Genomic DNA, 14564 nt, shown 5'->3' on the forward strand with positions numbered 1-14564 from the left:
GCCGGAACGCTACCTTCTCCGTGTTTCAGCACGTCCGGGGCCTAGGGGAGCACGAGCAGTCGCTGATCGATCCAGGCGCGGATCGCCGACACCGTGGTCTCCGCGTGGCCCTGCATCATCGTCAGATGGTCGCCGGGGACGTCCACGACGTCGTGCGCCCCCGGCCACGACGTCCGCCAGCCGTCCGTGCTCTCGGCGGCCGCCATGGCGGGTGTGGGCCGGAGCGCGCGCACCAGGAGCGTGGGGGACGAGACGGGCTCGGGGTGCCAGTCGAGGAAGATCCGGTTGTAGGCGCCGACCGCGGCCAGGGCGGTGTCGTCTTCCGCGGTGAACACCGGCTGGCCCGTGGGCTGTGGCGGTGGGGCGGCCAGGGACAGCAGCCAATCCGTGCCGCTGTTGGCGGGCGTGATGTGGTACGTGTCCAACAGCACCAGGCCCGCCGCTGCCCGGCCGCCGCTTTGCAGTTGGCGGGCCACCAGGTGTGCCACGTTGCCGCCCGCCGACCGGCCTACGATCACGACGGGGTTGTCGCCGGTGTGCCGCAGCACGTTGTCAGCCTGGGTGCGCGCCAGGGCGGTGCGATCCGCCGGTACGGCGTCACCGAGGCCGATGCCGGGGTGCGGGAACTCCAGGACGTCCAGGTCGTCCCGGAAGGCGCCGTGGAAGTGGGGGAAGTCCCCGCCGCCTGACGGGAGCGACGGGTGGTAGGCCGGGAAGTAGGCGATGGTAGGCCTGCCGGAGGTGGGGCGGCCGTGGGCGCGGCGGATCGGCGGCAGCGCGTGCGCGCGGCCTTGGTCGGCCGTGAAGGTGGGCAGTGCCCAGGAGGCGGTGACGAGCAGGTGCATCGCCGCCACGGGTTGTCCGGCGGCTCTGACCGTACGGAACAGGGAGGACAGGGTGTGTGCGGGGCGCTCGGCCGCCGCTGCCTCAGGCGCGGCTCCGGTGCCCGGGTCGCCGTCCAGCAGGCCGAGCAGGTGGTGTGCGAGTTCCTCGGCCGTACCGTGCTCGAACACCACGGTCGTGGACACGGGGACCTTGAGCGCCAGGCTCATCCGGTTGCGGATCTGCACGGCGGTGAGTGAGTCGAAGCCCAGCTCGGCGAGGGTTCTGCCGGTCGGGAGCGCGTCGGCGTCCGGGTAGCCGAGCACCACGGCCACATCGGCCCGCAGGAGTCCCGCCAAAGCCGTCTCCCGTTCGCCCAGGGGCAGGGCGTCGAGGCGCTTCCGCCAGGCTCCCGGCTCCGGCGTCTGCCCGGCGCCTCCGGAAGCCGACGCGGCGGCGGGCCGTTGCCGTCGTACGAGTCCACGCAGGGGCGGTGGCAGCTGCCCCTCATGGTCCCTGAGCGCGGCCCGGTCCAGCAGGATCGGTGCCCGTACCGGCTCCGTCGAGCTCAGTGCGGCGTCGAACAGGGCGAGACCCTGCCGCGTGGAGAGGGGTACGAGTACGTCGCGCGGCCGGGGGCGAGGCAGGCGCGGGCCGGAAGCGGGACCCGCCGCCATGCCGTCGGCGTGCTCCCACGGGCCCCACGCCAGGGACAGCGCGGGCAGCCCTTCAGCGGCGCGGCGGTGGGCGAGCGCGTCGAGGAAGGAGTTCGCGGCCGCGTAGTTGCCCTGCCCTGCCCGGCCGAGCAGGCCCGACGCGGAGGAGAACAGGACGAACGCCGAGAGGCCCATGTCCCGCGTCAGCTCGTGCAGATACCAGGCCGCGTCGGCCTTCGGGCGCAGCACGGCGGCCATCCGCTCGGGCGTCAGCGAGTCGAGGACGCCGTCGTCGAGGACCCCGGCGGCATGCACCACGGCCGCGAGCGGAGGCTCGCAGCGATGGACGACCGCGGCCAGGGCGGCACGATCAGCGGCATCACAGGCGACGATGGCAACCCGCGCCCCCAACTCCTCCAGCTCTCGCCGCAGTTCGCCCGCTCCGGGTGCTTGGGGCCCGCGGCGTCCGGTGAGGACCAGATGCCGTACGCCGTGCCGGGCGACGAGGTGGCGGGCCAGTTCCGTGCCCAGGGCACCGGTGCCTCCCGTGATCAGCACCGTGCCGTCAGCGCCGAAGGCACCCTCGGCGTCGCCAGTCGCCGGAGCCAGCCGAGGGACCGTCACCTGTCCGTCGCGGAGGCGCAGTTGAGGTTCGCCGGTGGCGACAGCCGCAGTCAGGGCCCGCAGCGATGCGGGCCGCCCGTCCACATCCACCAGGACGACCCGGCCAGGAAGCTCCGACTGGGCGGTAGGCACCAGCCCCCAGACCGCCGCCCCCGCCAGGTCCGGCACCGGCGCGGTGGCATCCTGCGTCACCACCACGAGCCGCGAGCCCGCCGCGCCCGGATCGTCCTGCCAGTCCTTGAGCGCCTGGAGTACCCGGCTGGTCAACTCGTACACGGCAGGCAGCGGATCGCGGTCCTTCGCGCCCGCGACCGCTGTGACGGCGTGGAACTCGGGGTGCACCGAGCGGGGAAGGAACTCGGCGAGGCGCAGTTCGTCCGGGCCGCGCACCGTCCAGGAGGATCCGTCGGGCTCGCCGGAGAGTTCGAGGGCGGCCCATGACGGGCGCAGCAAGGACGCTCGTACGAAATCGTCCGTGACGGAGCCCGTGACGGAGCCCGTGCTGGTGTCCGTCACGGCGGCCCGCTCGGCCGGGAGTTCCCTGGTGGCCAGGGACTCCACGCGGGCCACGAGGTGACCCGCCGGGTCGGTGAGGGTGAGCGAGACCGTGTCCGGGCCCGTGGGCGTGACCTTGACCCGCACCTCCGTGGCTCCGGAGGCGTGCAGACTCACACCGGTCCAGGCGAACGGCACCCGGACCGTGCCCGTGGTCGAACCCGTGTCCGTGGGCACGGCCAGTAGCGGAGCGTGCGACGCCGCGTCGAACAGCGCGGGGTGCAGCCCGAAGCGGCGCGCGTCGGAGGCGCACGACGAGGGCAGCCGGACCTCCGCGAAGACGTCGTCGCCATGCCGCCAGAGCGCGCCGACCCCTTGGAAGGCGGGCCCGTAGGCGAGCCCGGCGTCGGCGAGGGCGGCGTACGCGCCGGTGAGATCCAGCGCCTGGGCGCCCGGGGGCGGCCACGGGGTGGGCTCGTCCCGCACCGCGTGGCCCTGACCCAGGTGCCCGGAGGCGTTTCGCGTCCACGGGGCGTCCTCGGCGGTCGTATCCGGCCGGGAGTAGACGTCGACCGGCCGTCGGCCGATGTCATCACGCCCGCCCACGACCACCTGGACCCGCGCCCCCTCGGCACCGGACAGGGCGAGCGGCGCCAGCAGCACGAGGTCCTCGACCTCACCGCACCCCACCTCGTCCCCCGCGTGCAGGGCCATCTCCACGAACACCGTGGCGGGCGCGAGCACGCTCCCGGCGACGACGTGGTCCGCGAGCCATGGGTGGGCCGCGAGGGACACCGTCCCGCTCAGTACCGTCCGCTCGGTGCCCGGTACCGGGAAGGCCGGGCCGAGCAGTTCCTGGGTGCCGGGCGCGGCCGCCCGGGGTGCGTCCAGCCAGTAGCGCCGCCGCTGGAATGCGTACGTCGGCAGGTCCACGCGCCGCGCGCCGGAACCGGCGTACACCGCCGCCCAGTCGACAGCCGCCCCGGCGACGTGCAGGCGCCCCAGGGCGGAAAGGAGCGTCCGCGGCTCGTCCTCGCCCTCTCGTGTCGCCATAGTGAGTACGGGGTCCTTGAGGGAGGTGTGGGTCAGGCAGTCGGTGGCCGCCGCGGTGAGCGCGGGCCCGGGGCCGAGTTCCAGGAAGGCCGAGACGCCGTGGTCGGCCACCCCCCGCACGGCGTCGGCGAAGCGCACGGGCAGCCGGGCGTGCCGCGCCCAGTACTCCGGCGAGCTCAGGTCCGCGTCCTCGGCGGGACCGCCCGTGACGGTGGAGACGAGGGGGATGACCGCCGGCCGGAAGGTCAACTGCCGTGCGACAGCCAGGAAGTCGTCGAGCATCGGCTCCATCAGGGGCGAGTGGAAGGCGTGCGACACCCGCAGCCGTACGGCTCTGCGGCCGCGCGCCCGGAAGTCGGCGGCGACGGCGAGCACCGCGTCATCCGCGCCCGAGATCACCACGGAGCGCGGCCCGTTGACGGACGCGATCGACACCCGAGCCTCGCCTGCGGCGAGCGCCGCCAGGACCTCCTTCTCCGTCGCGTCGAGCGACACCATCGCGCCGCTGCCGGGCAGCGCCCGCATCAGCTCACCGCGCGCGGCCACGAGCGTCGCCGCGTCGGGCAGGTCGAGGACACCGGCCACATGGGCGGCGGCCAGCTCACCCACGGAGTGGCCCACCAGGCGGTCGGCTCGCACGCCCCACGCCTGCAGAAGCCGGAACAGCGCCACCTCAAAGGCGAAGAGCCCGGCCTGCGCGAAGTCCGTACGATCCAGCAGAGCCGCTTCCGGCGAGCCAGGACCGGCGGCCAGTACCATGCTCAGCGGTTGCGGGAGGCGGCCGTCCAGCTGCTGGCAGACCTCGTCGAAGGCGTCGGCGAAGACGGGGAAGGCGGCGCGCAGTCCGGCGCCCATCCGGGGACGCTGGGCTCCCTGCCCGGTGAACAGGAACGCCGTGCGGAGCTCCGGATCCGCGAGACCTCGTACGACTCCTTGTGCGGTTCCTCGTGCGACTCCTTGTGCGGCTCCTTGTGCGTCCCGGCCCTCCGCGAGCGCGCCGAGCGCCTTCACGGTCCGTGCCGGGTCATCGGTCGGCACCAGCGCCCGGTGGGGGAGCTCGGCGCGGGTGACCGCGAGGGAGTAGCCGACGTCGACGGGCGACAGGCCAGGGCGGGATGCCACGTCGGAGGCCAGCCGCCGCGCCTGGGCGCGCAGGGCGGGTTCGTCGGCGGCGGAGAGCAGCCATGGAGCGGGCAACGCCGCGGCTGTCACCTCAGAGGAGACCGCTTCGACCTGCGGCGCCTCTTCCACCACCACATGCGCGTTGGTCCCGCCGATGCCGAAGGCCGAGACTCCCGCGCGCCGCGGCCGGTGCCCGGCGGGCCAGGGCCGGGACGCGGTGAGCAGCTCCACGCGGCCCGAGGACCAGTCGACGTGCGGTGTGGGCGACTCGGCGTACAGGGTCGCGGGCAACTGCTCGTGCCGCATGGCCTGCACCATCTTGATGACACCCGCGACCCCGGCCGCCGCCTGTGTGTGCCCGAGGTTGGACTTGACCGCCCCGAGCCACAGCGGCCGCTCTCGGTCCTGCCCGTACGTGGCGAGGATCGCCCGCGCCTCGATGGGGTCGCCCAGCTTGGTGCCCGTGCCGTGGGCCTCCACCACGTCCACGTCACTGGCGCGCAGCCCCGCGTCCGCGAGGGCCCGTACGATCAGCTGTCGCTGGGCGGGGCCATGGGGCGAGGCCAGCCCGTTGGACGCGCCGTCGGAGTTGACGGCGGAGCCGCGGAGCACGGCGAGGACCGGATGACCGCTCCGCCGGGCGTCGGACAGCCGCTCCAGCAGGACGAGCCCTACGCCCTCACCCCAGGCCGTCCCGTCGGCCGCCGCTGAGAACGGCTTGCAGCGCCCGTCCGGCGACAGGCCGCGCTGTCGGCTGAAGGCGAGGAACGGGTTGGGCGTCGACATCACCGTGACCCCACCGGCCAGCGCCAGCGAGCACTCGCCCGACCGCAGCGCGCGCACCGCCCAGTGCAGGGCCACCAAGGAGGACGAACACGCGGTGTCGACGGTGATCGCGGGGCCGCGCAGACCGTACGCGTACGAGATCCGGCCGGACGCCACGCTGCCCGCCGAGCCGAGCCCCAGGTGCGCCTCCAGCTCGTGGGCGCGGGTGAAGCGGGTGGCGTAGTCGTCGTACATCACGCCGACGAACACACCCGTGTCGCTCTCGCGCAGCGACGCCGGAGCGATCCCGGCCCGCTCCCACACCTCCCAGGACGTCTCCAGGAGCAGCCGCTGCTGCGGATCCATGGCGAGCGCCTCGCGCGGGGAGATCCCGAAGAGACCGGCGTCGAACTCCGCGGCCCGGCGCAGGAATCCGCCGTGGCGGGTGGTCGATGTGCCGATCCGCTCGGGGTCGGGGTCGTACAGGGCGTCGAGGTCCCAGCCGCGGTCGGCCGGGAACTCCGAGATGGCGTCCCGCCCCTGCGACACCACCTCCCACAGGTCCTCGGGGGAGGTGATGTCACCGGGGTACCGACAGCCCATGGCGACGATCACGACCGGGTCGTCCTGGAGCGGCAGATCCCGGCCGCCGTGCGACCGGGGGCGCTCCTCGGGCTCGCTCTCGAAGAGCGCCAGGCGCAGGTAGCGGGCCATCGCGGTTGGTGTCGGATGGTCGAAGACCAGCGTGGTGGGAAGGTTCAGCCCGGTCAGCGCCCCGAGCTGGTCCAGGAGCTCGACCGCGCCCACGGACGTGATGCCGAGATCGGTGAACGCGCCGTCCGCGTCCGGCAGATCACCCGGTGCCCACCGGCAGACCTGGGCCGTGGCGGTCAGCACGGTCTCGCGCAGCGCGCGTTCCCGCTCGTCGCGGGAGAGGGCGAGCAGCCGCACGCGCAGGTCGGTGTGGACAGCGGCCGGTGGGGCCGGAGCCGGTACGACGAGCGCGCGCCGGGCGACCTTGCCGGACGCGGTGCGCGGGACGGCGGTGATCTCGTGGATCTCGGCGGGCACCTTGAAGTCGGCCAGCAGGGCCCGGCACTCGGCGAGCACACGCCGCCCGTCGAACCCGTCCGGACCCGGTACGACGAAGGCGACCGGCACCTCGCCGAGCACGTCGTGCGCGGCGCCCACGACCACGGCCTCGGACACGCCCGGACACCGCAGCAGCGCCTCCTCGACCTCCGCCGGGTGGATGTTCTCGCCGCCCCGGATGATGAGCTCGCTGACCCGGCCGGTGAGCTTCAGGTGGCCGTGCTGGACCCTGCGGCCGAGGTCTCCGGTGCGGTACCAGCCGCCGCGCAGCGCGACGGCCGTCGCCTCGGGCTGCCCGTGATACCCCGTCATGAGGCCCGGCCCGCGCACCCAGACCTCGCCCTCGTCCCCGTCCGGGACGCCCGCACCGCTCCCCGGATCGACGATACGCACCTCCACGCCGGGAACGGCAGGCCCACAGGAACCGTCGACCCTGGGTCCCTCGGGACGATTCGCCGTGATCGCGCCGCAGGTCTCGGTGCTGCCGTACAGGTCGAGCAGCGGCGCTCCCAGCGTCTCTTCGACGGCCTCGCGCAGAGCCGGCCCGCTCGGCGCACCGGCCACGACGCACCTGCGCAGCGCGTGCGGGGCCTGCCCGCCGGATTCGACCAGCTGGCGATACGTCGTCGGCACGCCGCCCAGCATCGTGAACGGGCCGCCGAGCCCCTCGTGCGCGGTGAGCAGTTCCTCGCGCAGACCGCCCGGGGGCAGGTCACCGGCGATGCGGGCGCTCGCGCCCACGGCGGTCACGCCCAGGATCGCCAGCGAGTGGCTGAAACTGTGGAACAGCGGCAGCGGCCACAGCAGCCGGTCGTCGGGGCAGAGGCCGAGGATCGGGGCGTAGCAGGCGGCCACGGACCACAGCGCGGCCCGCTGCGTGGACAGCACGCCCTTGGGGCGGTGGGTGGTGCCGGAGGTGTAGAGCATCCAGGCCGGATCGTCGAGGCCGAGCACGTCGATCGGCGCTGTCCCGTCGCCCTCGGCCGCCCGCTGGAACAGCTCGGCCCCGCCCGGGACGGGGCCGTCCCCGGTGACCAGAGCCCGCAGCCGGTCGTACGGAGTTCCCAGGCCGCGCATCCGCGCGAGGTGCGCGGCGTCCGTGATGACGAAGGCGGCGCCGCTGTCCTGGAGGAAGTGGGCCAGCTCGGCATCGGAGGACCGCGGATCGAGAAGGACGCCGACCATCCCCGCGCGCAGCACGGCGAGGCAACTCTCCACCATTTCCACGCGGTTGCCGAGGACGATCGCGACACGATCGCCGCGAACGAGCCCCGTCCGGGTGAGGTGCGCGGCCAGCGCGCGGGTCCGGCGCTCCAGCTCGACGTAGGTGACGGCGCGCACGGAGTCGGCGTACGCGACGCGTTCCGCCGCCAGCTCGGCGTGCTCCTTCAACAGCTCAGGAACCGGTCGGATCAGCTCGTCTCGTACCACGTTGCCGCCTTCCAAATGCTATGCGCCGCACCGATGTTGAGCCTACGTGGACGCACACCGGCGGCGCTTCAGGCGGCGCCGGACCGAACGGGTCGGTCGGGATACGGACACCGCCGTGCCCGCATCCGGGCACGCGACAGCGCACGTACTGCGGCGATGCCCCACCCTGACGCCGTCCGGTTCCCGGCTCGCCGCCGCCGGACCACAGCCATCCCCGTGGCCGGTCCGGCGGCGACGCTCGTCCTGCCGAGGGCACCTGCCACCGCACCCACAGGGCGTTCTGCTCGGTAGGGAAGAGCTCACTGAGGCAAACAGCGCTTAAGGCACGGTAAACACTGCACAAATGTGTGGTGGATGAAGGGTGTTGGGCCTTCTCGTCGGCGAGAGTGGAGATGTGGAATGTGTGGCGCGTCGCCGCTCAGCGCGGCGGACGCCGATTCGCAGGGGGTAGAAGGTGGACGACGCAACATCAGGCTTAGCGGCACCCATGGTCCAGGAAGCGGTGGACGGAATCGTCACCCTCGACGGCGGCGGGCACAGGGTCGTGGTGAGGGTCGAGCCGTACGGGGGAATGGCACCGGGGGACGAGGTGCAACTGCGCTGGGACACAGGGGTCTTGCGCACCTCGCTCGTCGACCGGCAGGTCATCGGTGACGTCGAGGTGGGGCGCGCGCAGCTCTTCGTCATCGAGCGGGCGCTGCCTGGCACGGCGCGGGTGAGCTATCTGGTGGGTCGGCCCTCCACGGGCTGGCGCGCATCGCGGCGACTGACCGTCACCGTCCGCGCCTGAGCCGGTTGCCGCAGGGGACGGGGGCCGCCGCGAAAGGGGCGGTCCCCGTACTGCTGTCCGGAGCACGGTGGTGACGGCGCACGGGAGCGAGAAGTCCAGGGCATCGGGGCGGAGCTACCTGGTGAGGGGCGTTACTCCGAGCAGGGCCGCGGTCTTGGCGTAGACGGTGCGGGCGAGAGCGTCGTTCAGGGCCAGGCGCGAAGGGGTGTCCGGTCGAGACTCGCTGAAGAAGCCGCCGCTGGGGCCCGGCGCGGGCGAGGCGCTGGCGAGCCAGACCGGGGTCCGTACGCCGTCGTCCGGGGTGATGGTGAAGGGGCGGAACAGCGGGGCGGTCAGCCGCATCACACCGCCTGCGTTGCTGTTCATCGCGGTGCCCCTGACCATGCCGGGATTGGCGTTGTACGCGCTCATGCCGTCGGGCAGACGTCGCGCGAGCTCGCGCGTGGCCAGGAGGCCGAGGAGTTTGCTCGTCGCGTAGACGTTGATCTGGTGGTAGAAGCGCCTGTTCCAGGACGTGCCCGTGACATCCGGATCGGCGGCGTCGAGCTTGCCGCGCTTCTCCACGAACGAGGACAGGTTGATGACCCGCGCCCGGGAGGCGAACGCCCCTTCGGCCAGGAGCGCGTGGGTGAGCAGGAACGGGGCGTGATGATTGAGCGAGTGGGTGCGTTCCACGCCGTCCGGCGTCCGCTCGTACCGGGGGAACGCCGCCCCCGCGTTGTTGATGAGGACGTCCACCGAGTGGCCGTCGGCGGCCAGTTCCGCCGCCAGGGCGCGTACGTGTGACCACTGTTCCAAGTCGGCGGTGTACGCCCGCGGCGGGGCCGCGTCGCTGCCCGCCGGAGCCAGGTGGCGCAGGCTGTCGGCGGCGGCCCGGGTGCGCGGCGCGTCACGGCCGACGAGGATGACGCGGCGACCGGCCATGACCAGCTGACGTGCCGTCACCAGACCCAAGCCGGAGGATCCGCCCGTGACCACCGTGACCACCGTGGCCCCGCTGTTCACGGCCGGTCCTCTCGCGCTGCGTCCTCGATGCCGTCGGCGTCGCCCGCCGGATGGCCGCCCTCGACCGTCTCGCGGAGCAGTGCGTGCAGGTGGAGCCTGCTCTCCTGGTCGAGGCGGGCGAAGGGGGAGTGCTCCGTGGTGCGCCGGACCACGCGATCACGCAGAGCGCAGCCCTCCGGCGTCAGTTGGACGAGCTTCACGCGGCGGTCGTGGGGGTGGGGTACGCGGCGGACCAGGCCGCGCTTCTCCAGCCGGTCGATCATCGATGTGGCGGTGGACGCGTCGCACTGCAAGAGGTCGGCCAGGCGGCGCGCGGTCATCTCCTGCCCGCGGCTCAGCCTCCACAGCGCGTCGGTCTGCGTGTCGGTCAGTCCCGCTTCCCGGGCCAGGTCCTTGAGTTCGGCGTGCACCTGGGTGCGGATCGCGAACAGGTAGTCGTGGAGCTCTTCGGTCAGCTGCCGCTTATCCATGGCCTCCACAGTATATGGAAAATCCAATCATTGGAAAATCCACTCACTGTGTGGGTCCTCCCTTGCGGCATGGCGAAAACCCTTGGGCGGACCATGGCGAGCACTGCTAGCCTGCCGGAGGCCGTGCAGGAGAACGAGGAGGTGGTACCCGTGGACAGACTGTCGACATGGGTGCTCCCCTCTGGGGTCACGGTCGGACGCTAGGTCGTCCGGGAGCGCCGCTCTGAGCACTCCCGAAAGGCACGACCGTGCACTTCACTTCTGAACAGCGTCTCGACGACGGCGTCCTCGAGCGCGCATTCACCCTCGGCGAGATCCCCGGCACCCTGTGGACGCCTGGCTCCGCACCGGCTCCGCTGATCCTGATGGCCCACAACAACGGCCTGCCCCAGAAGGAACCCCGGCTGGTGGCCCGGGCCCGGTACTCCGCGGCACGCGGCTACGCGGTGGCCACCATCGACGCCGCCGGGTGCGGTGACCGGCCCCGTTCCGCCGCCGACGAGCAGGCCCGCGCCGACCTCCGCCGGGCGATGCGGGCCGGTGAGCCGGTCGACGAGATCCTGGAGTCCGTCGTCGGCCCGCTGGTCGAGAACGCGGCCCCGGAATGGCTGACCACACTGGACGCCCTCCTCGCGCTGCCCGGGATCGGCGGCCCGGTCGGGTACTCGGGGTGGACCGCCCTCGGCATCCGCCTCGCGGCGGTCGAACCGCGCATCGCGGCCGCCGGTCTCTTCGCCGGTGGTTATGTGCCCCGCGCCCTGCGCGAGGAAGCCCGGCAGGTCACCGTCCCGCTGCTGCTCCTGCTGCAGTGGGACGACGAAGGAAACCCCCGGCAACGGGCCCTGGACCTGTTCGACGCCTTCGGCACCCAGCAGAAGACGCTGCACGCCAACATGGGCGGGCACACCGGCACCCCGTGGTTCGAGGCGGAGGACGCGGGCCGGTTCTTCGACCGTCACCTGAGGTGAGTCCGGGCCGCCGGGCCTGCGGCGGACGGTAGACGCTGTCGGCCAGAGTGCCGCCCATGCCGCTCACACCGCTCATCGAGGACGGGTCCTGGCCCTCCTCGATGAGCGAGGGCGTCGAACCGGTCAGCCGATGAAGGACTCGGGGCCGAGGCGGCCCCACGCCACGAAGCCGGCCAGGGCGGCGTAGGCCAGGTCCACCGCTATCAGCTTGGTCTCGTGCCGCCGGCTACGCGTGATGGCCGCACCCACCATCAGCACCGTCAGGCCAAGGGCGGCCAGCGGCACCAGGACCGGCGCGATGTCAAGGGCGGCGGGCAGGATCAGACCCGCGGCAGCCACGACCTCGAGTGCTCCGATGGTCTTCACGGCGCTGCTGCTGAAGTCCTCGACCCATCGCCCGCTGGGTCCGCTGGCGGCGATCTTCTCCTTCGGAGTGATGAGCTTGAAGCCGCCGCCGATCAGGTAGGCGACGGAGAGTAGTGCGGTGACGATCCACAGAGCGAGGTTCATGGCGCTTGTCCTTGCCGGATTGCGGGGGGGGGTAGGTGTGTGGCGAGTGCGATCGGCGTCGCAGGGGGTGTCCGTACCAGCTGGATTGGCCATCGCCGAGACCTCCGTCGCTGCTCTTGCGGTGCCGGGTCACTCCGGCGAGCGGTGATACGGCGAAGGGGACGCGCCGTCACAGGCGCAGGTACGAGAGGTCGACGGCGGCCGCCATCGCGTGGGCGCCCGCGTCGTTGAGGTGCAGGTGGTCCCCGCTGTCGAGGTCGGCCCGGATGGCGTCCGGGGCTTGCGGGTCCTGGACGGCCGCGGCCACGTCGACGACGGCGTCGAAGACGGCGGAGGTGCGGATCCACGCGTTGACCTCGCGTCGCACCGCGCGGCCTTCGGGGGTGTCGACGCCGGGGTAGATGGTCCCGGCGTAGGGGCCCATGGTCATGCTGATGGTGCGCAGGCCGTGGGCACGCGCGCGGTCGGCGAGCGTGGTGAAGCCCTCGATCAGGTCTCCGGCGGTGGCCGGGGGTTCGCCGAACGTGCCGGGCAGGCCCACGTCGTTGAGGCCGAAGTGGAAGAGCACGTGGGTGGCGCCGGGCACGCGCAGGACGTCGCGCTCGAAGCGGGCGAGGCCGCGGAGGCCGACTTCGTCGGTGAGCAGGCGGTTGCCGCCGATGCCCTGGTTGACCACCCAGCCGCGGTCGAGTCGGCGGTTCAGCTGGTTGGGGAAGCGCGTGTTGGTGCCGGTGGAGGTGCCGACGCCCTCGAACCAGGAGTCTCCGAACGCGACGGCGATCGCGGTGCCTTCGGGGGCGAGGACGTCGACGCCGGTGACGTAGTAGCGCCCGTCGATCTCCTCGGCGTCGGTGAACCGCGCGGCGACCGCGTTGCCGGGCAGCAGGTAGGCGTGTTGCGACGGGGTGTGGGAGTAGGTCGCGAGGCCGGTGTCCTCGGGGAGGTGGAGGGTCAGCGCCAGGTCGGTCCCGGCGGCGACTTCGAGGGCGACCGGGTCGCTGTGGAGCCGCTCGCCGACGGGGATGACCACCTGTGTCTCGCCGTCGAAGCGCAGTGCGGTGTCGGTGGCGGGGTCAACGGCGCTGCCCGTGGTCCGGACCGCTATCCGTGCCGCCGCGATGACCAGCGGTTCCTTGCCGTATTCATTGCTGAGGAGGACGCGCAGCGCCTGGCCTCCGCCGTCGAGGTGGAGGATCTGGCGCAGCGTCTGGTCGTGGAATCCGCGCGACGGCTTGAGCTGAATGGCCTCGTGAGGGCTGAGTACGGCGGAGCGGAAGCCTGCGACCCAGGTGGTGGTCATGGTGGTGATCTCCTCGTCGTGGCGTGGGGGACGGGGGCGCGGACGGGCAGTGCCGACGGGCGACCCCGTTTAGTTGCTGCGAGGAATATCCGCGCAGCAAGCAGATTTCTACCGCAGGGATATTCCGCGCGTCAACCATCCGCAGCGCAAGTACTTGCGGTTAGGATGCGAGGCATGGAACCCGATGTCTTCGACGACCCTCGACTGACCGCGGCCGGCTTGTTCTTCGAAGCCCACGACGGGCTGATCGCGAAACTGGCGCCGACCCTGGAGAAGTCAGGGCTGTCACCTCTGGACTTCGGGGCCTTGACGCGGTTGAGTCGCACCCCCGGCAGGAGGCTGCGGATGACTGATCTGGCCGCCCAGCTGTCCCTGTCGACCAGCGGCGTCACGCGCGCGGTGGACCGGCTGCAACGCGGCGGCCTCGTCCGCCGCGAGTCAAGTGCCAATGACCGGCGCAGCACCTACGCCGTCCTGACCCCGGAAGGCGCCGAGCGGCTGCGCGGAGTGCTGGGCGGCCACCTCGAGGAGATCGAGCGCTGGTTCACGGGCCTGTTCACCCCGGAACAACTGAGCGACCTGGTGACCAGCCTGCGCACGCTCCGCGATGCTGTGCACCCGGACGCTGTCAAGAACACCGCCCCGCCTTCGGGTGGCGCCGAGGCGCCATAACGGGCGCACCGGGGCGGCTCTCGCCAGCGACACCAGCCGACGGCCATTCGGGGGAAATGGGCACAGTGCTGGCATTAATATGAATAAACGAGGCATCTAGGCCTTATGCATGCTTCCGATGTCACACGTGCCACCCCCAATCTCCTGGACAAGCTCGGCAGGGCGGCTTGGCAAGCCTTGCTGCTGTTGGGTGTGGCCGCCCTCGTGGTCGGTGTGCTGACGCTGGTCTGGCCGGACAAGACGCTCATGGCGGTGGGCGTGCTGTTCGGCATCTATCTCGTTCTCAGTGGCGTGATGCAGATCGTCGCGGCGTTCGGCACGTTCGTTTCCACCGGTATGCGGGTGCTCTACCTCGTCGCCGGTGCGCTGTCGCTTCTCCTCGGCCTGTTCTGCTTCCGGAACTCGTTGCGAGGTTCCGTGCTCCTGTTGAGCCTGTGGATCGGCATCGGCCTGGTGATGTACGGCGTCGCGACAGCGGTGACCAGCGCCGAACTGTCCAGCGGCTGGGGCTTCTTCCTCGGGCTCCTCGCGGCTCTCGGCGGCGGAATCGTCATCGCCTGGCCGGTCTCCGCGATCACCACGCTCGCTGTGTTCACCGGCATCTGGCTGTGCGCCATCGGCTTGGTGGAAGTGGTGCACGCGCTCAGCTTGAAACGGATGCTTCGGCAGGGTTGAGTGCACGGGCGCGGCGCGGGCCTCACCGGCCTCACCGGCCTTCGGGCATAGGGCGAGTGCGCGGAACCGTGCCGTGGGAGCGCTTTGCACCCTGGGGCAAGAGAAGTGCCCAGC

9 protein-coding genes are annotated in these 14564 nt (G+C 72.2%); 4 read left to right on the top strand and 5 right to left on the bottom strand.

The features are described 5' to 3' along the window. Positions 1–41 precede the first annotated feature (41 nt). Positions 42–8060, bottom strand: a complete 8019-nt coding sequence (locus AC07A4_RS17610) for a type I polyketide synthase (RefSeq protein ID WP_478599154.1) — start codon at positions 8058–8060, stop codon at positions 42–44. Between the two features lie 487 nt (positions 8061–8547). Here AC07A4_RS17610 and AC07A4_RS17615 point away from each other — a divergent pair, with 487 nt between their 5' ends. After that, positions 8548–8850 carry a hypothetical protein gene (locus AC07A4_RS17615; RefSeq protein WP_478599156.1) on the top strand — a complete coding sequence of 101 codons (303 nt, stop codon included), beginning with the start codon at positions 8548–8550 and terminating at the stop codon, positions 8848–8850. Positions 8851–8964: 114 nt separating this feature from the next. On the opposite strand, the gene AC07A4_RS17620 is transcribed toward AC07A4_RS17615, so the two are convergent. Continuing rightward, positions 8965–9855 (bottom strand): SDR family NAD(P)-dependent oxidoreductase, encoded by an 891-nt coding sequence (locus tag AC07A4_RS17620; protein WP_478599158.1) that lies wholly within the window; start codon positions 9853–9855, stop codon positions 8965–8967. After that, positions 9852–10325 (bottom strand): MarR family winged helix-turn-helix transcriptional regulator, encoded by a 474-nt coding sequence (locus AC07A4_RS17625; RefSeq protein WP_478599160.1) that lies wholly within the window; start codon positions 10323–10325, stop codon positions 9852–9854. Before AC07A4_RS17625 ends, AC07A4_RS17620 begins: the two co-directional genes overlap by 4 nt. Positions 10326–10573: 248 nt before the next feature. Here AC07A4_RS17625 and AC07A4_RS17630 point away from each other — a divergent pair, with 248 nt between their 5' ends. Further along, a complete protein-coding gene (locus AC07A4_RS17630; protein ID WP_478599162.1) occupies positions 10574–11293 on the top strand; it encodes a dienelactone hydrolase family protein in 720 nt (239 codons plus the stop codon). Between the two features lie 123 nt (positions 11294–11416). On the opposite strand, the gene AC07A4_RS17635 is transcribed toward AC07A4_RS17630, so the two are convergent. Both AC07A4_RS17635 and AC07A4_RS17640 read right to left on the bottom strand, forming a co-directional pair. Next, the gene (locus tag AC07A4_RS17635) at positions 11417–11803 is read right to left on the bottom strand and encodes a DoxX family protein (protein ID WP_478599164.1); all 387 of its coding nucleotides are present in this window, start codon (positions 11801–11803) and stop codon (positions 11417–11419) included. Positions 11804–11972: 169 nt separating this feature from the next. Beyond that, on the bottom strand, positions 11973–13103 hold the full coding sequence (locus tag AC07A4_RS17640) for a GDSL-type esterase/lipase family protein (RefSeq protein WP_478599166.1): 1131 nt from the start codon (positions 13101–13103) through the stop codon (positions 11973–11975). 174 nt (positions 13104–13277) lie between these two features. Here AC07A4_RS17640 and AC07A4_RS17645 point away from each other — a divergent pair, with 174 nt between their 5' ends. Together AC07A4_RS17645 and AC07A4_RS17650 are read left to right on the top strand one after the other, a co-directional pair. Next, positions 13278–13775: a MarR family winged helix-turn-helix transcriptional regulator gene (locus AC07A4_RS17645; protein ID WP_478599168.1), complete on the top strand. Its 498-nt coding sequence runs from the start codon at positions 13278–13280 to the stop codon at positions 13773–13775. A gap of 105 nt (positions 13776–13880) precedes the next feature. Beyond that, positions 13881–14450: an HdeD family acid-resistance protein gene (locus AC07A4_RS17650; protein ID WP_478599170.1), complete on the top strand. Its 570-nt coding sequence runs from the start codon at positions 13881–13883 to the stop codon at positions 14448–14450. Positions 14451–14564 lie beyond the last annotated feature (114 nt).

Source organism: Streptomyces sp. NPDC043996 (assembly GCF_056435225.1).